Genomic DNA, 16,081 nt, shown 5'->3' on the forward strand with positions numbered 1-16,081 from the left:
GATGGTGTCCGAGGAGGACCTCCAGGCCGTCCTGGACGAGCTGCACCGGCTGCGCACCAGGGTGCCGCAGCTCACCGGTGCCCTGGCGGCAGGCGTCGACGGACTCGTCGTCGCCCACGACACTCCCGGAGTCGACCCGGAGGGCCTGTCCGCGCTCACCGCCGCCGCGCTCGGCGTCGCCGTGCGGATCACCGACGCAACCGGCAACGGCGGCTTCCGGGAACTGCTGGTGCGCGGCGAGCGCGGCTACATCGCCGGCTACGCGGCCGGCCGCACCGCCGTCCTGACCCTGCTCGCCGAGGGCCGGGTCAACGTGGGCCGGCTGCACCTGGAGGGCCGCCGGGCCGGCGCCCGCATCGGGGAGCTGCTGGACGCCGCCGAGGCCGCCGCACAGGAGGCCCGGCGGCCCGTGCGGCCCCTGGGCGCCGTCAGCGCCGCACCCCCGGCCCGTACCCGCACGGCCCGCACACCCCGCACGCCCCCTGTCACGAGTGCCGATACGCACACCCCGACCGACCGCTGAGACAACCCGACCGTTCCGAAAGGACCACCATGGCCAACACCGAGACCGCGCTGAAGGAAGCCCTCACCTCCATCGAGGGCGCCACCGGCGTCGCGCTCGTCGACTACACCAGCGGAATGGCGCTGGGCACGATGGGCGGCAACAAGACCTTCGACCTGAACGTGGCCGCGGCGGGCAACACCGACGTGATCCGCGCCAAGATGCGCACCATGGAGATGCTGGGCCTCAAGGGCGAGATCGAGGACATCCTGATCACGCTGACGGACCAGTACCACCTGATCCGCCTGCTCAGGAGCCGCGGCGGCAACGGCCTGTTCCTCTACCTGGTCCTCGACTCCTCCCGGGCCAACCTGGCGATGGCCCGGCACCAGCTGAAGAGGATCGAGGCAGAGCTGGAGGTCTAGTCAGACCAGGGCCGCGGTGCGGCGGCGGGTCCCGCCCGGGGCCGCGTCGCCGGCCGCGATGCCCGTACCGCGCAGGCCCTTCACGGCCTTGCCCGCCGGGCCTCCGCCGCGCCGGTCGAGCCAGTCGACACGGACCCACAACAGCGTCTCCCCGTCCCGCTCCCACCGCCCGATCCAGGCGGCCTTGAGCCGCAGCCCGGTGCCGAGCCCGGCCAGCAGCATGCCGCCGGCCGCGGGTACGGCGAAGGCGGAGCCGAGCGCGGCGGCACAGGCCAGCAGCAGCCACCAGCGGTGCCCCCGGCGCCAGTTGCGCACGGTCACCGCACGGTCCTGCAGCACGTCGTACTTGCCCGCGCGAGCCGCACCGCGGGCGAGGGCGCCGTACCGCCGGCGTCGTACGAGCGCCATGAGGGCCGCGCCCACGAGGAACAGCGCGGCCCCCGCGAGCACCCCGATCCGGCGCCCGGTCACCCCCTGCGGCAGCGCACCGATCCCGGCGGCGAACACCCCGGACCACCACAGCGGTGCGGCTCCCGCCCGTACGACCACGGCCACCCGGGCCAGACCCTGTCCTCCGCGCGCCACGTCAGCCTCCCGTGTCACGTGTCCGCGAACAAAACCTCGTGGCGAACCTAGCGGCAGAACGTGAGACGAATCTGAGAGCACACGCGGAAGGCGGCCGGTCACTCCACGAACAGACCCCGGGCCGCCGCCTTCGCGTCGAACTCCTCCAGCCGGGCCTGCGCCTCGGGCAGGTCGTCGCAGACCGCCTCCAGCAGCACCCGCCCGAGCAGCATCGGCGCGCACGCGGTGTCGAAGGCGAGCCCGGTGCCGACGGCGGCGGGCAGCAGCAGATCGGAGTGCTTGGCGACCGGCGCGAACGCGGAGTCGGCGACCGTGACGGTCGTCAGGCCCACGTCCTTGGCGTAGGCGAGGGTGTCGACGACCTCGCGGGGATGCCGGGGCAGCGCGAAGCACAGCAGCGCGGAGGCGCCCGCGCGGACGGCCGCGTCGATCCGGTCCTGGATCATCGTGCCGCCCTCGTTGAGCAACCGGACGTCCGGGTGCACCTTGGCGGCGAAGTAGGCGAAGCCGTACGCCTGGGAGGCGGCGGCGCGCAGGCCGAGGACCGGCAGCGGACGGGAGGCGGCCAGGATCCGGCCGGCCTTCTGCACCGGGCGGGGGTCGGCGAGCAGCTCGGCGAGGTGCCTCAGGTTCTCGATCTCGGCCTCGACGGCCTGCTGGTACTCGTTGAAGGCGCCCGCCTCGGCGGCCGGTTCGGCGGGGACGACCTCGCGCAGGTGCTTGCGCAGCGCCGGATAGCCGTCGAAGCCGAGCGCGACGGCGAACCGGGTCACCGAGGGCTGGCTGACCCCCGCCAGTTCGGCCAGCTCCACGCTGGACAGGAAGGGCACGTCGGCGGCCCGCCGCACCATGCTGTGCGCGATCCGGCGCTGGGTCGGCGTGAGCCGGTGCCCTTCGAAAAGCGCCTGCAGGCGGTTCGCGGGGCTGTCGGCCACACCACCCGAGGCCACACCACCGGGGGTGACAGCACCCGAGGTCACACCGGCACTCCTGTCCACGCTCATGACGCGCTCCCCCTCCAGAGGTCCGTGAACCGGTCGAGCGGTGCGCGGACGGCGGTGACGAGTCGGCAGCCGCCGACCAGACGATACGCAAGCGGCATCAAGCCCACACTCCCCTCACCCGGACATCCGATCCTGCCCTATGACCACCGGAACCTATTCAGTCACCAAGAACTCTGCATGACTCTATACAGCCAGGCAAGGGCCGGCGGCCCGGTGCGAAGAGGGGGGTTGTCCCCCGTGCGGGTGGAGTGATCGCTCCGTACGCTCGGGCCCATGAGCACACTGGACTCGCCGGACGCGAGCCTGAAGAAGGACGCGGAGCTGCGGAAGGAACTCGACGCCACCGTGCGGGCCCGCGCGGACCTGGGCGCCGACTACGACTCCGCGCTGGCCGACTCCTTCCTGGAGAAGGTCGAGCAGCGGATCGACGACGCGGTGGACCGCCGGGTGCGGCGGCACCTGGCCGAACAGCGGATGGAGACCGCGCGCGGCGCGCGGCGCCCGAAGGACGCCGACACCTGGCCGGAACGCTTCGGGTTCGCCATCGTCTCGCTGGTCCTGGCCATCCCGCTGACCGCCATCGGCGGTGGCATCGCGGGGACGGCCGGGACGCTGGTCACCTGGCTCGGCATCGTCGGCGTCAACGTCGCCCAGGCGGTGCGCACCAACCCGGAGCTGCTCACCGGGCGGCGCCGCACGTCGTCCGAGGACTGACCGTCCTCACGCCTGCCGGGTCGGCAGCACCATGATCTGGCGGAGGTTGACGTGCCGGGGCCGGCTGGTGGCGTAGGCGACGACGTCCGCGACCTCCGCCGCGGAGAGGGCGCCGATCGCCTCCAGCATGCCGTCCAGCTGCCCGGACAGCTCCGCGCTGTCGACATGGTCCTTCAGCTCGGTCTCCGTCAGCCCCGGCTCGATGTTCGTCACCCGCACGTCCTGCGGCCCGAACTCGGTGCGCAGGGACTGCGAGAGATGGGTGACGGCGGCCTTCGTGGCGCCGTACACGGCGTAGTGGGGGAAGGGGATGTGGGCGCCGATGGAGGAGACGTTGACGAGGTCCGCGGTGCGGCCCTCGGCGGCGGTGCCCACCAGGTCGGCGGTGAAGGCGCGGATGATCCGCAGTACGCCGGCGACGTTGGTGTCGAGCATCCGCTGCCACTCGTCGAGCCGGCCCTCGCCGACCGGGTTCGGCAGCATGACACCGGCGTTGTTGACGACGAGGTCGACGGGGCCGAACGTCTCGTGGACCAGGTCCCGGGCGGTGGTCACCGAGGTGTCGTCGGTGACGTCGGCGACCACGGCGAGCGCCTCGCCGCCCTCGGCCCGGATCTTCTCGACCACGCCGTCCAGCCGGTCCGCGCGCCGGGCGAGCAGCGCCACCCGGGCGCCCGCGGCGGCCAGTTGCCGGGCGACGGCCTCGCCGATGCCGCTGGCGGCTCCGGTGACGACGGCGGTGCGGCCGGACAGGTTCTCGTACGACATGGGTGTACCCCCTGGATGGTTCGCGCCGGGGCGGCTCCCCGGCGGCCGGCACCAGCCTCACCGCATCCGGCGGCCGTACCCAGGGATGCGGTTTTCCTGGGTCTGCCAGTACCAGGCCGGCGTCCGGCCGCTCCCCTACGATCGGGGGCATGGACGGGGACTGGCCGGTAGGGGAAGTCGGCGACTTCCTGCGCTCGCGACGTGCACGCATCCAGCCCGAGGAGGTGGGGCTGCCCGGCCATGGGCGGCGCCGCGTACCGGGCCTGCGCCGCGAGGAGGTGGCCCAGCTCGCGGGGGTGAGCGTCGACTACTACGTCCGTCTGGAGCAGGGCCGGGGGACGAGCGTCAGCGACGCCGTGCTGGACGCGATCGCCCGGGTGCTGCGGCTGGACGAGACCGAGCAGACGTATCTGCGGGCGGTGGCGCGTCCTGGCCGGCAGCGCCCGGGGCGGCGGCGGCCCGAGACGCGCCGGGTACGCCCCGGTGTGCAGATCCTGCTCGACACCATGGAGCGCAGCGCGGCGTTCGTGCTGGGCCCCCGCATGGACGTACTCGCGTGGAACGCCCTCGGCGACGCGGTGAACGGCTTCAGCCGCCTGGCACCGGCCGAGCGGAGCATGCCCCGGCAGGTCTTCCTGGATCCGGCCGGCCGGGACCACTACCCCGAGTGGCACGCGGTCGCCGCGCAGACGGTGGCCCATCTGCGCGTGAACGCGGGCCGGTACGCCGACGACCCCGAGCTGTGCGCGCTGGTCGGCGAACTCTCCCTGAAGAGCGAGGACTTCCGCCGGCTGTGGGCGGACCACGAGGTCAGGGAGTGCGCGTACGGCGTGAAGAAGATACGGCACCCGGTGGCGGGCCTGCTGACCCTGCCGTACGAGACCCTGACGATCCCGGCGTCCCCGGACCAGACCATCGTGGTGTACACGCCGGAAGCGGGATCGGAGACGGCGGAGCGCCTTGCGCTGCTGGGGAGTTGGGAATCCAGCAGCACGCGCTGAGCCCTGTGGGAAGCGGGTGCGCGGGGACCGCCGCACCCCCGTTGCCGGGGGGCGGGACGACGGCGGTCCCCGCGAGGGACGCGGGCCGGGTCAGGACCGGGCTTGCGCGTCCGTGGCGTCCATGGAGGTCCGGGAGCCGCTCCGGAGGTCCTTGGCGCCGTTCGGCGCCGGCCGGGGAGGGGAGCCGCTCCCTCCCTGCCGACAGGCACCAATGTGCCGGACGCGTGTTAAGCGGGTGCTGCGCGCACATGACACGCTCGTACCACTTCCGCGAACCCCGGTCCCCCCCGAGGTCGGCTACTTGTTGCCGCCCTTGGCCAGGAAGGCCAGCAGGTCCTGCCGGCTGACCACGCCGGTCGGCTTGCCCTCGACCAGGACGATCGCCGCGTCGGCCGAGCCGAGCACGGACATCAGGTCGCCGACCGGCTCGCCGGAGCCGACCTGGGGCAGCGGGGCGGACATGTGCTTCTCCAGCGGGTCGTCGAGGGAGGCGCGCTTGCTGAAGAGCGCATCCAGCAACTCCCGCTCCACGACCGACCCGACGACCTCGGCGGCCATCACGTCCGGGTGACCGGCGCCCGGCTTGACGACCGGCATCTGCGAGACGCCGTACTCGCGCAGCACCTCGATGGCCTGGCCGACGGTCTCCTCGGGGTGCATGTGCACGAGCGAGGGGATGGTGCCGCCCGCCTTGTCGCTCAGGACGTCGGCGACACGGGCGCTCGGGCCCTCGTCCTCCAGGAAGCCGTAGTCGGCCATCCACTCGTCGTTGAAGATCTTCGAAAGGTACCCGCGGCCGCTGTCCGGCAGCAGTACGACCACGACGTCGTCCGGGCCGAGGCGCTCGGCGACCCGCAGCGCGGCGACGACGGCCATGCCGCAGGAGCCGCCGACGAGCAGGCCCTCTTCCTTGGCCAGGCGGCGGGTCATCTGGAAGGCGTCCTTGTCGGACACGGCGACGATCTCGTCGGCGACGGTGCGGTCGTAGGCGCTCGGCCAGAAGTCCTCACCGACACCCTCGATCAGGTACGGCCGCCCGGAGCCGCCGGAGTACACCGAGCCCTCGGGGTCGGCGCCGATGACCTGGACCTTGCCGTCGCTGGCGTCCTTCAGATAGCGGCCGGTACCGGAGATGGTCCCTCCCGTGCCCACGCCCGCCACGAAGTGGGTGATCCTGCCCTCGGTCTGCTCCCACAGCTCGGGACCGGTCGAGTGGTAGTGCGACAGCGGGTTGTTGGGGTTGGAGTACTGGTCGGGCTTCCAGGCGCCCGGGGTCTCCCGGACGAGCCGGTCGGAGACGTTGTAATAGGAGTCCGGGTGCTCGGGCGCCACGGCGGTCGGGCAGACGACCACTTCGGCGCCGTACGCGCGCAGCACGTTGATCTTGTCGGTGGAGACCTTGTCAGGGCAGACGAAGATGCACTTGTAGCCCTTCTGCTGGGCGACGATCGCCAGTCCCACACCGGTGTTGCCACTGGTCGGCTCGACGATCGTGCCGCCGGGCTTGAGCTCCCCGCTCTCCTCGGCGGCCTCGATCATGCGCAGGGCGATGCGGTCCTTCACGGAGCCGCCCGGGTTGAAGTACTCCACCTTGGCCAGGACGGTGGCCTGGATGCCCTTGGTCACGTTGTTGAGCCGCACCAGCGGGGTGTTGCCGACGAGGCTGATCATCGAGTCGTGGAATTGCACCGTTGTCTCCGGTCGCTGCAAAAGATGGTGTTCGTAGTGGTGTCGCCAGCCTAAGGCCACGGGTGTGGCCGTGGCGGTCGTTCACTCCCCGTTGAGATTGGCACACGGCCTGTACGGGGCAAGGAGTGGATGTACGGCTATGAGGAGGTGGCGGCGACGCATGACGAGCATGTCGAGGGCGAGGGTGGCCCGCCGCATCGCGGCCGGAGCGGCGTACGGCGGAGGCGGGGTCGGGCTGATCGGTGCGGCCGCCGTCGGTCTGCTGCTGGCGGAGGTCCATCTGGCGCGGCGCCATGTGGGCAACGGCAGCGGCGGCCGCGTCCCGGTGGCCGACGGCGTCTACGGCCACGCGTACGACGTCCCGGGGGAACCGCCCCTGCGCCTGACCATGCTCGGCGACTCCACGGCGGCCGGGCAGGGCGTGCACCGGTCGGGCCAGACGCCGGGCGCGCTGCTGGCCTCGGGCCTCGCTGCGGTCGCGGAACGCCCGGTGGAACTCCGTACCGTGGCCCTGCCGGGCGCCCAGTCCGACGACCTGGACCGCCAGGTCGCTTCGGTGCTGTCGGGGGCGGCGCCCGTTCCCGACATCTGCGTGATCATGATCGGTGCGAACGACGTGACGCACCGGATGCCGCCGACCCGTTCGGTACGGCACCTGTCGGCGGCGGTACGACGGCTGCGCACGGCCGGTGCGGAGGTGGTGGTCGGCACGTGTCCCGACCTCGGCACCATCGAGCCGGTGCAGCAGCCGCTGCGCTGGCTGGCGCGGCGGGCCTCCCGGCAGCTGGCGGCGGCGCAGACGATCGGGGTGGTGGAGCAGGGGGGCCGGACCGTGTCCCTGGGCGATCTGCTCGGCCCCGAGTTCGAGGCGAATCCGCGGGAGCTGTTCGGCCCGGACAACTACCACCCCTCGGCCGAGGGGTACGCGACCGCCGCCATGGCCGTCCTGCCCACGGTGTGTGCGGCGCTGGGTCTGTGGCCGGCGGAGGAGGAACGGCCGGACGTGTCGCGGCGGGAGGGCTTCCTGCCGGTCGCTCGCGCGGCGGCGGAGGCGGCGTCGGAGGCGGGCACGGAGGTCACCGCGGCGATGCCCACGGGGCCGCGGGGGCCGTGGGCGCTGCTCAAGCGGAGGCGGCGGCGCCGGGTACCGGAGGCCGAGCCGGCACGCCCGTCGGTGTGACCCGCCCGGGCGGGGGCACCCCGAACCAAGCAAGCGCTTAGTAAATTGCGGTCAGTGTCACACCGCGACACCGGTGACCTGGGCCATACGGAGCGGTAACTTCCCAACCGGCCCTGCCCAATCCCGTTCACATGGAGCCCGTGATGCCCGAAGCCGTCATCGTCTCGACCGCCCGCTCCCCCATCGGCCGCGCAGGCAAGGGCTCCCTGAAGGACCTGCGCCCCGACGACCTGACCGCCACGATCATCCAGGCCGCGCTCGCCAAGATCCCCGAGCTGGACCCCAGGGACATCGACGACCTGATGCTCGGCTGCGGCCTGCCCGGCGGCGAGCAGGGCCACAACCTCGGCCGGATCGTCGCCGTACAGATGGGCATGGACCACCTGCCGGGCTGCACGATCACCCGCTACTGCTCCTCTTCCCTGCAGACCTCGCGCATGGCCCTGCACGCCATCAAGGCCGGCGAGGGCGACGTCTTCATCTCGGCCGGTGTCGAGACGGTCTCCCGCTACGTCAACGGCAGCTCCGACATGCCGGGCACCTACAACCCGCTGTTCGCCGAGGCGCAGGCCCGCACCGAGGCCGTCGCCCAGCAGGAGGGCACGACCTGGCACGACCCGCGCGAGGACGGCCTGCTGCCCGACCCGTACATCGCGATGGGCCAGACCGCCGAGAACCTGGCCCGCGCCAAGGGCATCACCCGCCAGGAGATGGACGAGTTCGGCGTCCGCTCGCAGAACCTCGCCGAGCAGGCCATCAAGAACGGCTTCTGGGAGCGCGAGATCACCCCGGTCACGCTTCCCGACGGCACGGTCGTCAGCAAGGACGACGGCCCCCGCCCCGGCGTCACCCTGGAGGGCGTCGCCGGTCTGAAGCCGGTCTTCCGCCCGGACGGACTCGTCACCGCCGGCAACTGCTGCCCGCTCAACGACGGTGCCGCGGCCGTCGTCATCATGTCCGACACCAAGGCCCGCGAGCTGGGCCTGACCCCGCTGGCCCGGATCGTGTCCACCGGTGTCTCCGGCCTCTCCCCCGAGATCATGGGCCTCGGCCCGGTCGAGGCGAGCAAGCAGGCGCTGCAGCGCGCCGGCCTGACCATCGGCGACATCGACCTGGTCGAGATCAACGAGGCCTTCGCCGCCCAGGTGATCCCCTCCTACCAGGAGCTCGGCATCGACATCGACCGGCTGAACGTCAACGGCGGCGCCATCGCCGTCGGCCACCCCTTCGGCATGACCGGCGCCCGGATCACCGGCACGCTCATCAACTCCCTGCAGTGGCACGACAAGCAGTTCGGCCTGGAGACGATGTGCGTCGGCGGCGGCCAGGGCATGGCGATGGTCATCGAGCGGCTCAGCTGACGCACCGTCCGTAGCGGAGCGGGCACAACACGTCAGGAACCGGCCCGGAACCGAGGAAACTCCAAGGTTCTGGGCCTTTCCGTGATCCAATCTCGCCCAGGATGTGACCTATCTCGCTCGCCGGACACATCGGTGCAGGTCAGCGCAGGTCAGCATGGCGGGCGGCTCGGGCGCGAACCCAAAGTCCTGTCCGTTTCGTGACGTTACGCACTGACAGCTGGATAGTCCGCCCTTCAAGCTGATGTAGGAAGTCGGGGGTCGACTTTGAACCGGGAGTATGTCAGTGAGCGCCATGCCGATCGCCCTGCTGCTCATCACGGCCGCCACCGGCGCCGTGGGCGTCGCCGTCCTGCGCACCGTTCTGAAGCTGCGCCGCCAGCTCGGGGAGCTGCAGGCCCAGCTCGCGGAGAACCAGTCAGCCGCCATGCGTGCGCTGCTGCCGCACGCCCGCAGCGGCTCGGACGCCGACCAGATACGCGCCGCCGTGGCCGAGGCGCTCGCCGAGGAGCGGGAGCGGGAGCTGGCCGAGGCGCGCGCCTTCTGGGCCGCCCAGGAGGCCCGTGACGCCTCCGACACCCCGACTCTGCTCGGCCTGCCCGACGCCGACCTGTTCCTGCCCCGGCAGACCGACTTCATGGGCCTGGAGCCGGTGTCCGAGCCGACCGCCGAGACCGACGAGTTCGCCGGGGAGTCCCCGGAGCTGGCCGCGGCCCGCCGCCGCCACCCCTCGCACCCCGACTTCGTCCCGGTGCAGTCGCCGGCGGTGAACGACCACGAGCGCACGGCGACCACGCTGGAACAGCTGTCCGCGGACCGCGTCGAACTCTCCGACGTCCGCCCGGGCCCGCTCGGCACCCTCGACGTCTACGTCTTCGCCGACGGCACCACCCTGTGCCTGACTCCGGGCCACCGCGACACCGCCGAGCGCCTGGCGGCAGCCGTGGACGCGGGCGAGGCCCCGTATCTGCTGGGCGGCTCGGGCATCTCCGGCGCCTACACCCTCACCTTCGCCTGCGGCGAGGACATGGTCTACATCCTGGCGGACAGGGTCATCGCCTCGCTGTGAGGCACCGGCGAGCCCCAGCGCCCCCCAAGGGGCGCGGGGAACGGCGCGAGCAGCCACGAACGGCCGGCACCCGCCAACGCGCCTCAGACCCCCGCCCTCTCCCGCGCCTCCTCGACCAGCCTCACCGCTTCGGTGACTTCGGCCTCGCTCTCCAGCACGGTCGCCAAGTCGTGCGCGGCAACCAGAAGCTGGTCGGCCGCCGCGAACATCCCCGCATCCGGCATGTCCCGAGGCTCGCCGTCGGGCTCTTCCAGCAACTGAGCCCGCCGGGAAAGCTCCCGGGCCACGGCCAGGGCCTCAGCGGCAGCGCCCCGCTGCAGCCGGCTCTGCGGAGCAGCCCGCAACCGGTCGGCGAAGTGATCCACTGCTTGGGTCAAGGGCGTCGTATCAACCACGCGCCGAGCGTAACGTGCCGCACTGTTGCCAATACGCGAACGCTCAGGCACGGTGACGTGAAGGACCGGCTTACATCCCCTTTGCGTTCGGAGGCGCCGATGTCCCAGCTCTTCTCGGAGGAGACCCACCGCAACCTGCTCGCCCGCATCCCCCACTGCACCGGTCGTGAAGTCTCCGACTGGCTGCGCACCGTTGAAGAAGGCCCCGCCCTGTTCCGCTTCGAGGAGAAGGTCAGCTGGCTCCGGCACGAGTACGACCTCGCGTACGGCCACGCGAAGGCGATCGTCCACGAGTACGACCTGAGGAGGGCAGCGCGCAAGCTGCTCTAGACGGGAAAGGGCCCCGGAGCGGAACTCCGGGGCCCTTCTCATGACCGGCGCGGACGCTAGTCGTTGTTGGTGAAGATCGCCACCAGACGCAGCATCTCCAGGTAGATCCACACCAGATGCACGGTGAGACCGAACGCGGCGAGCCAGGACTCGTTGCGCGGGGCGCCGTACGCGATGCCGTCCTCGATCTGCTTGAAGTCGAGGGTCAGGAAGAACGCGCCGAGCAGGATCGCGAAGATGCCGACGAGCGCGCCCAGCGGGCCGAAGCTGCGCAGCCCGCCGTCCGCGGCGACACCGGTGACGACCAGGAGCAGATTGACCGCCATGACCACCAGGAAGGCCAGGGCGATGGCGATGCCGACGCGGGCGTAGCGGGCGGTGACGCGGATCCAGCCGGCCTTGTAGACCAGCAGGGTCGCGCCCGCGACCGCCATGGTGCCGAGCACCGCCTGGAAAGGTGCGCCCTGCCAGCGGCTGTTGTAGATCTCGCTGACGACCCCGAGGAAGATGCCCTCGAAGGCGGCGTACCCGAGGATCAGCGCGGGCGACGGGGTGCGCTTGAAGCTCTGGACCAACGCCAGGACCATCGCGACCAGCCCGGAGCCGAAGGCAAGGCCGAAGCCGGTCGCCGTGACCGGCAGCAGCGTCCAGGCGAGGACGGCGCCGACGGCGACGGTGCCGAGCGTGATGGCCGAGCGGACGACGACGTCGTCCATCGTCATCCGGCCGGTGCTGACGGGGGCCTGGGGCGGTGCGCCGTACTGGACGCCCTGCTGGGCGTACGGGTTCTGGGCGTAGGGGTTCTGCGCGTACGGGTTGCCCTGTGCGTACCCGGCCTGCGGTGCGGTGTTGAAGCCGGCGTAGCCGTTGTCGCGGCTGAACCCCCGTCGCGAGAAGACCGGGTTACTGCTCCTCATTTCACTCCTCCACGGCTGCCGTGCGCAGCCTTGGCTCAAGAGTAATGGATTGGCAAAGGACCGACCATGATACTTGAGGAGGATCTTTCCCCTGCCGTGCTGCGCAACACGCTACGTCGGCCGGTGATTCCCGGCCATGGCTGATCGCATTCCCTGACGAACCTGCGACCTAACCGATGCGGACCGGGGAACCGGTCTCCTTCTCGTGGGCGAGCGCGCCACACCGGTGGGAGCCGTGCGCTGAACCCCTGTCGCAGGGGCGCGGGTGGTGCCCGGAGCCGGACTTGAACCGGCACGCCCGCGAAGGGGCAGCGAGGTTTAAGCTCGCCGTGTCTGCATTCCACCATCCGGGCAGGCCATTGGGCTCCGCTTCGAGGTCCGAGCCTATCGGGACGCATCCCCCGAACAGCGGACGGGCGGACCGATGTTGTCTTATTTTATTGACGTCTGAGGGTGCATCAGCCCGCGGAACGGGCCATCCGCACTTGCCAACAGCGTGCCGTGACGGGGGTACGGCCGTACGTGGAATGACGGAATTTCACCGTCCTAACGAGGGTGTTCCACCCGTTCTCGACATCGTTCGACACCGGTTCGACACCGGTTCGGCCGCGCACGTTGTCAGGGCCGGTGCTCAGGGCCGGTGCTCAGGGTCGGTTCTCAGGGTCGGCCGTCCTCCCCAGGTATGACACGGCGCCCGCCCGTCCGACCCGAGTCGCCCTCCGGAACCGGAACAGCGGCTGACTCCACGCGCCCCTGGCACCGAGACGATGGAGCGGTCCCCCATGGAACACACGTCGTCCCGACAGGAGCACCGTCCCGTGACCACCACACCCACCGCCGGCCGGACCACCGCCGTGGCCGCACGCGCCACGGAGCTGTCGAAGATCTACGGGCAGGGTGAGACCCGGGTGGTCGCCCTGGACCGGGTCTCCGTCGACTTCCGGCAGGCCGAGTTCACCGCGATCATGGGCCCGTCCGGCTCGGGCAAGTCCACCCTGATGCACTGCGTGGCCGGCCTCGACACCTTCTCCTCCGGTTCCGTGCGCATCGGCGACACGGAGCTGGGCTCCCTGAAGGACAAGCAGCTCACCAGGCTCCGCCGGGACAAGATCGGCTTCATCTTCCAGGCGTTCAACCTGCTGCCGACGCTGACCGCCCTGGAGAACATCACCCTGCCGATGGACATCGCGGGCCGGAAGGCCGACAAGGCGTGGCTCGACCAGGTCATCCAGATGGTCGGCCTGTCCGGGCGGCTCAGCCACCGGCCCTCGCAGCTCTCCGGCGGTCAGCAGCAGCGCGTGGCCGTCGCCCGTGCCCTCGCCTCCAAGCCCGACATCATCTTCGGTGACGAGCCGACCGGAAACCTCGACTCGCGCTCCGGCGCCGAGGTGCTCGGCTTCCTGCGCAACTCCGTGCGCGAACTGGGCCAGACCGTCGTCATGGTGACCCACGACCCGGTCGCCGCCGCCTACGCCGACCGTGTGGTCTTCCTCGCCGACGGCCGGATCGTCGACGAGATCCACGGCCCCACGGCCGACTCCGTCCTCGACCTCATGAAGCAGTTCGACGCGAAGGGCCGTACCAGCTGATGTTCCGCACCGCCCTGCGCAACGTGCTCGCGCACAAGGCCCGGCTGCTGATGACCGTGCTCGCCGTCATGCTCGGCGTGGCCTTCGTCTCCGGGACGCTCGTCTTCACCAACACCATCTCCGACGCCTACCAGAAGAGCTCCGCCAAGGGCTTCGACCAGGTCGACGTCGCCGTACGGCCGAAGTTCCAGGACTCCACGGGCGACAAGGTCGGCCGGACGGCCGAGCTGACCCGGGCCATGCTGGACAAGGCCGGCAAGGTCCGGGGCGCGGCCTCCGCGACCGGTGTCGTCAGCGGCTTCACCGCCGTCGCCGACCAGGACGGAAAGCTGGCCGGCGGCGACTGGCAGTCGGCCGGCGGCAACTACTGGGGCACCAAGGACGCCCGTTACCCGCTGGTCGGCGGCCACGCTCCGCACGGCAGGGGCGAGGTGCTGCTCGACTCCAGGACCGCGAAGCGCGCCGGCTACCAGGTCGGCGACACCGTGCGCCTGTCGGTGAACGGCCCGGTCCTCACCCCGACCCTCGCCGGCATCTTCACCACCGACGACGGCAACGTGTCCGCCGGCGGCAGCCTCGCCCTGTTCGACACGCCGACGGCGCAGAAGCTCTTCGGCAAGAAGGGCACGTACGACGAGATCGACGTCAAGGCCGCGTCCGGCACCAGCCAGTCCGCGCTGAAGGCCGAACTGGACAAGGCCCTGCCGTCACACCTGGTGGAGACCACCACCGGCAAGCAGCTCGCCGACGACCAGGCGAAGATGATCTCCGACCAGATGAGCAGCCTGAAGCAGAGCCTGCTGGTGTTCGCCGGCATCGCGCTGTTCGTCGGCACGTTCATCATCGCCAACACCTTCACCATGCTGGTCGCCCAGCGCACCCGGGAACTGGCCCTGCTGCGCGCGGTCGGTGCCTCCCGCCGCCAGGTGACCCGCTCGGTGCTCGTCGAGGCGTTCGCGGTCGGCGCGGTCGCCGGAGTGGCGGGGCTCGCCGCCGGTATCGGCATCGGCGCGGGCCTGCGCTCCCTGCTGGGTTCCTTCGGCGCGAGCGTCCCGGACGGGCCGCTGGTGATCAGCCCCGGCACCGTGGTGGCCGCTCTCGCGGTCGGCATCCTCATCACCATGCTGGCCGCCTGGCTGCCCGGCCGCCGCGCCGCGAAGATCCCGCCGGTGGCGGCGATGAGCAGCGTGCACGCCAAGGCGACGGCCAAGTCGCTGGTGCTGCGCAACACGCTCGGCGCGCTGTTCGCGGCGGCCGGTGTCGCGGTGGTCCTCGCGGCCACGTCGATGGACGCCGACTCCGCGCAGGGCCCGATGGGTATCGGTGCGGTCCTGCTGATCATCGGCGTGTTCATCCTGACCCCGCTGCTGTCCCGGCCGCTGATCGCGGCTGCCGCCCCGGTCATGCGCGCCTTCGGCGTCTCGGGCAAGCTGGCCCGCCAGAACTCGGTGCGCAACCCGCGCCGTACGGCGGCCACCGCCTCCGCGCTGATGATCGGCCTGACCCTGATCACCGGCATGACGGTGATGGCGGGCAGCCTGCAGACGTCCATCGACAGGATGGCCTCCTCGGCGATCCGCGCGGACTACGTCGTCTCGATGGCCAACCGCGGCCCGCTCTCCCCCGATGTGGCGGACAGGATCTCCGCCACCGAGGGTGTCACCGCCAGCAGCCCGCTGCGCAACGCGGAGTCCCGGATCGACGGCAGGACCGAGTTCCTGACCGGCGTGAACGGTTCGTCCATCGGCAAGCTGACGGACCTGAAGGTGGACGACGGCACCTTCGAGGTGGGCGGCTCGCAGGTCGTCGTGGACAAGGACCGGGCCAAGGAGTACGGCTGGACGCCCGGTTCGCACTTCACCGCGCACTTCGAGGACGGCAGGGCACGCACCCTGACGGTCGCCGGTGTCTACGAGGGCAACGAGATGATCAACGGGATCATGCTCGACAACAAGGTCCTCACCCCGCACCTGAGGGACCCGGCCGACATGCAGGTCATGGTCAAGACGGCGGACGGCGCCTCCGACGCGGCCAAGGACAGGCTGACCAAGGCCCTCGGCCTGAACCCGGCGATCAAGATCCAGGACAAGCAGGACATCTCCAACGACATCGCGAAGATGTTCACGACGATGCTGAACATGCTCTACGGCCTGCTCGGCATGGCGGTGATCGTCGCGGTCCTCGGGGTCATCAACACCCTGGCCATGTCGGTCTTCGAGCGCTCCCAGGAGATCGGCATGCTCCGCGCGATCGGCCTGGACCGCAGGGCGGTCAAGCGCATGGTCCGCCTGGAGTCCCTGGTGATCTCCCTGTTCGGCGGCGTGCTCGGCATCGGTTTGGGCGTGTTCTTCGGCTGGGCGGCCGGTGAGCTGCTGGGCACGAAGATGCCGACGTACGAACTGGTCCTGCCCTGGGGACGGATGGCGGTCTTCCTGCTGCTGGCGGGCCTGGTCGGGGTCCTGGCCGCCCTGTGGCCGGCCCGGCGCGCGGCCCGGCTGAACATGCTGGCGGCGATCAAGGCCGAGTAGCCGTACGACGGCAGGGGCCCCCGTTCC

General features: G+C 71.2%; 16 protein-coding genes and 1 tRNA gene. 10 read left to right on the forward strand and 7 right to left on the reverse strand.

Annotated elements, in window-relative coordinates; genetic code table 11:
- Nucleotide 1: 1 nt before the first annotated feature.
- A complete protein-coding gene (locus tag ACIGXP_RS31255; protein ID WP_363215498.1) occupies nucleotides 2–523 on the forward strand; it encodes a roadblock/LC7 domain-containing protein in 522 nt (173 codons plus the stop codon).
- A 29-nt stretch (nucleotides 524–552) separates the two neighbouring features.
- Complete coding sequence (locus tag ACIGXP_RS31260) at nucleotides 553–927, forward strand: hypothetical protein (RefSeq protein ID WP_363215497.1); 375 nt, start codon at nucleotides 553–555, stop codon at nucleotides 925–927.
- Here the strand turns inward: ACIGXP_RS31260 and ACIGXP_RS31265 are convergent, their stop codons facing one another.
- The gene (locus tag ACIGXP_RS31265) at nucleotides 928–1,512 is read right to left on the reverse strand and encodes a hypothetical protein (protein WP_399774035.1); all 585 of its coding nucleotides are present in this window, start codon (nucleotides 1,510–1,512) and stop codon (nucleotides 928–930) included. It abuts the gene before it with no gap.
- 98 nt (nucleotides 1,513–1,610) lie between these two features.
- A complete protein-coding gene (locus tag ACIGXP_RS31270) occupies nucleotides 1,611–2,516 on the reverse strand; it encodes a MurR/RpiR family transcriptional regulator (protein ID WP_363215495.1) in 906 nt (301 codons plus the stop codon).
- A gap of 273 nt (nucleotides 2,517–2,789) precedes the next feature.
- Here ACIGXP_RS31270 and ACIGXP_RS31275 point away from each other — a divergent pair, with 273 nt between their 5' ends.
- Nucleotides 2,790–3,230 (forward strand): hypothetical protein, encoded by a 441-nt coding sequence (locus ACIGXP_RS31275; protein WP_399774038.1) that lies wholly within the window; start codon nucleotides 2,790–2,792, stop codon nucleotides 3,228–3,230.
- Between the two features lie 6 nt (nucleotides 3,231–3,236).
- Here the strand turns inward: ACIGXP_RS31275 and ACIGXP_RS31280 are convergent, their stop codons facing one another.
- Nucleotides 3,237–3,998 carry an SDR family oxidoreductase gene (locus tag ACIGXP_RS31280; RefSeq protein ID WP_363215493.1) on the reverse strand — a complete coding sequence of 254 codons (762 nt, stop codon included), beginning with the start codon at nucleotides 3,996–3,998 and terminating at the stop codon, nucleotides 3,237–3,239.
- Between the two features lie 149 nt (nucleotides 3,999–4,147).
- On the opposite strand from ACIGXP_RS31280, the gene ACIGXP_RS31285 reads away from it, so the two are divergent.
- On the forward strand, nucleotides 4,148–4,999 hold the full coding sequence (locus ACIGXP_RS31285; protein WP_399774041.1) for a helix-turn-helix transcriptional regulator: 852 nt from the start codon (nucleotides 4,148–4,150) through the stop codon (nucleotides 4,997–4,999).
- A 297-nt stretch (nucleotides 5,000–5,296) separates the two neighbouring features.
- Here ACIGXP_RS31285 and ACIGXP_RS31290 read toward each other — a convergent pair whose 3' ends face one another.
- Nucleotides 5,297–6,688 carry a cystathionine beta-synthase gene (locus tag ACIGXP_RS31290; protein WP_363215491.1) on the reverse strand — a complete coding sequence of 464 codons (1,392 nt, stop codon included), beginning with the start codon at nucleotides 6,686–6,688 and terminating at the stop codon, nucleotides 5,297–5,299.
- A gap of 160 nt (nucleotides 6,689–6,848) precedes the next feature.
- Between ACIGXP_RS31290 and ACIGXP_RS31295 the strand changes: the two genes are divergently transcribed.
- The 3 genes from ACIGXP_RS31295 to ACIGXP_RS31305 all read left to right on the forward strand — a co-directional run bounded on the left by ACIGXP_RS31295 (nucleotide 6,849) and on the right by ACIGXP_RS31305 (nucleotide 10,295).
- Complete coding sequence (locus tag ACIGXP_RS31295) at nucleotides 6,849–7,868, forward strand: SGNH/GDSL hydrolase family protein (RefSeq protein WP_363215490.1); 1,020 nt, start codon at nucleotides 6,849–6,851, stop codon at nucleotides 7,866–7,868.
- A gap of 143 nt (nucleotides 7,869–8,011) precedes the next feature.
- The gene (locus tag ACIGXP_RS31300) at nucleotides 8,012–9,229 is read left to right on the forward strand and encodes an acetyl-CoA C-acetyltransferase (protein ID WP_363215489.1); all 1,218 of its coding nucleotides are present in this window, start codon (nucleotides 8,012–8,014) and stop codon (nucleotides 9,227–9,229) included.
- 283 nt (nucleotides 9,230–9,512) lie between these two features.
- On the forward strand, nucleotides 9,513–10,295 hold the full coding sequence (locus ACIGXP_RS31305) for a hypothetical protein (RefSeq protein ID WP_363215488.1): 783 nt from the start codon (nucleotides 9,513–9,515) through the stop codon (nucleotides 10,293–10,295).
- 83 nt (nucleotides 10,296–10,378) lie between these two features.
- On the opposite strand, the gene ACIGXP_RS31310 is transcribed toward ACIGXP_RS31305, so the two are convergent.
- Nucleotides 10,379–10,690, reverse strand: coding sequence for a hypothetical protein (locus tag ACIGXP_RS31310; protein ID WP_363215487.1), 312 nt, complete (start codon nucleotides 10,688–10,690; stop codon nucleotides 10,379–10,381).
- Nucleotides 10,691–10,789: 99 nt separating this feature from the next.
- On the opposite strand from ACIGXP_RS31310, the gene ACIGXP_RS31315 reads away from it, so the two are divergent.
- Nucleotides 10,790–11,020 (forward strand): DUF4287 domain-containing protein, encoded by a 231-nt coding sequence (locus ACIGXP_RS31315; RefSeq protein ID WP_020940491.1) that lies wholly within the window; start codon nucleotides 10,790–10,792, stop codon nucleotides 11,018–11,020.
- Nucleotides 11,021–11,076: 56 nt separating this feature from the next.
- Here the strand turns inward: ACIGXP_RS31315 and ACIGXP_RS31320 are convergent, their stop codons facing one another.
- Entirely contained in the window at nucleotides 11,077–11,937 is an 861-nt protein-coding gene (locus ACIGXP_RS31320; RefSeq protein WP_399774047.1) for a Bax inhibitor-1/YccA family protein, read from the reverse strand.
- A 266-nt stretch (nucleotides 11,938–12,203) separates the two neighbouring features.
- Nucleotides 12,204–12,290 (reverse strand) — tRNA-Leu (locus ACIGXP_RS31325).
- 465 nt (nucleotides 12,291–12,755) lie between these two features.
- Between ACIGXP_RS31325 and ACIGXP_RS31330 the strand changes: the two genes are divergently transcribed.
- Both ACIGXP_RS31330 and ACIGXP_RS31335 read left to right on the forward strand, forming a co-directional pair.
- Complete coding sequence (locus tag ACIGXP_RS31330) at nucleotides 12,756–13,526, forward strand: ABC transporter ATP-binding protein (protein ID WP_363215485.1); 771 nt, start codon at nucleotides 12,756–12,758, stop codon at nucleotides 13,524–13,526.
- On the forward strand, nucleotides 13,526–16,054 hold the full coding sequence (locus tag ACIGXP_RS31335) for an ABC transporter permease (RefSeq protein WP_399774050.1): 2,529 nt from the start codon (nucleotides 13,526–13,528) through the stop codon (nucleotides 16,052–16,054). Before ACIGXP_RS31330 ends, ACIGXP_RS31335 begins: the two co-directional genes overlap by 1 nt.
- Nucleotides 16,055–16,081: the final 27 nt, after the last annotated feature.

The sequence above is a fragment of the Streptomyces sp. NPDC053069 genome, from assembly GCF_044546895.1.
GTDB lineage: Bacteria > Actinomycetota > Actinomycetes > Streptomycetales > Streptomycetaceae > Streptomyces.

Excerpts from the sequence above, each read along its gene's own strand:
- ACIGXP_RS31315 (WP_020940491.1), top strand. The coding sequence starts at position 10,790 with ATGTCCCAGCTCTTCTCGGAGGAGACCCACCGCAACCTGCTCGCCCGC.
- ACIGXP_RS31260 (WP_363215497.1), top strand. The coding sequence starts at position 553 with ATGGCCAACACCGAGACCGCGCTGAAGGAAGCCCTCACCTCCATCGAG.
- ACIGXP_RS31285 (WP_399774041.1), top strand. The coding sequence starts at position 4,148 with ATGGACGGGGACTGGCCGGTAGGGGAAGTCGGCGACTTCCTGCGCTCG.
- ACIGXP_RS31275 (WP_399774038.1), top strand. The coding sequence starts at position 2,790 with ATGAGCACACTGGACTCGCCGGACGCGAGCCTGAAGAAGGACGCGGAG.
- ACIGXP_RS31255 (WP_363215498.1), top strand. The coding sequence starts at position 2 with ATGGTGTCCGAGGAGGACCTCCAGGCCGTCCTGGACGAGCTGCACCGG.
- ACIGXP_RS31295 (WP_363215490.1), top strand. The coding sequence starts at position 6,849 with ATGACGAGCATGTCGAGGGCGAGGGTGGCCCGCCGCATCGCGGCCGGA.
- ACIGXP_RS31320 (WP_399774047.1), bottom strand. The coding sequence starts at position 11,937 with ATGAGGAGCAGTAACCCGGTCTTCTCGCGACGGGGGTTCAGCCGCGAC.
- ACIGXP_RS31335 (WP_399774050.1), top strand. The coding sequence starts at position 13,526 with ATGTTCCGCACCGCCCTGCGCAACGTGCTCGCGCACAAGGCCCGGCTG.
- ACIGXP_RS31270 (WP_363215495.1), bottom strand. The coding sequence starts at position 2,516 with ATGAGCGTGGACAGGAGTGCCGGTGTGACCTCGGGTGCTGTCACCCCC.
- ACIGXP_RS31280 (WP_363215493.1), bottom strand. The coding sequence starts at position 3,998 with ATGTCGTACGAGAACCTGTCCGGCCGCACCGCCGTCGTCACCGGAGCC.
- ACIGXP_RS31300 (WP_363215489.1), top strand. The coding sequence starts at position 8,012 with ATGCCCGAAGCCGTCATCGTCTCGACCGCCCGCTCCCCCATCGGCCGC.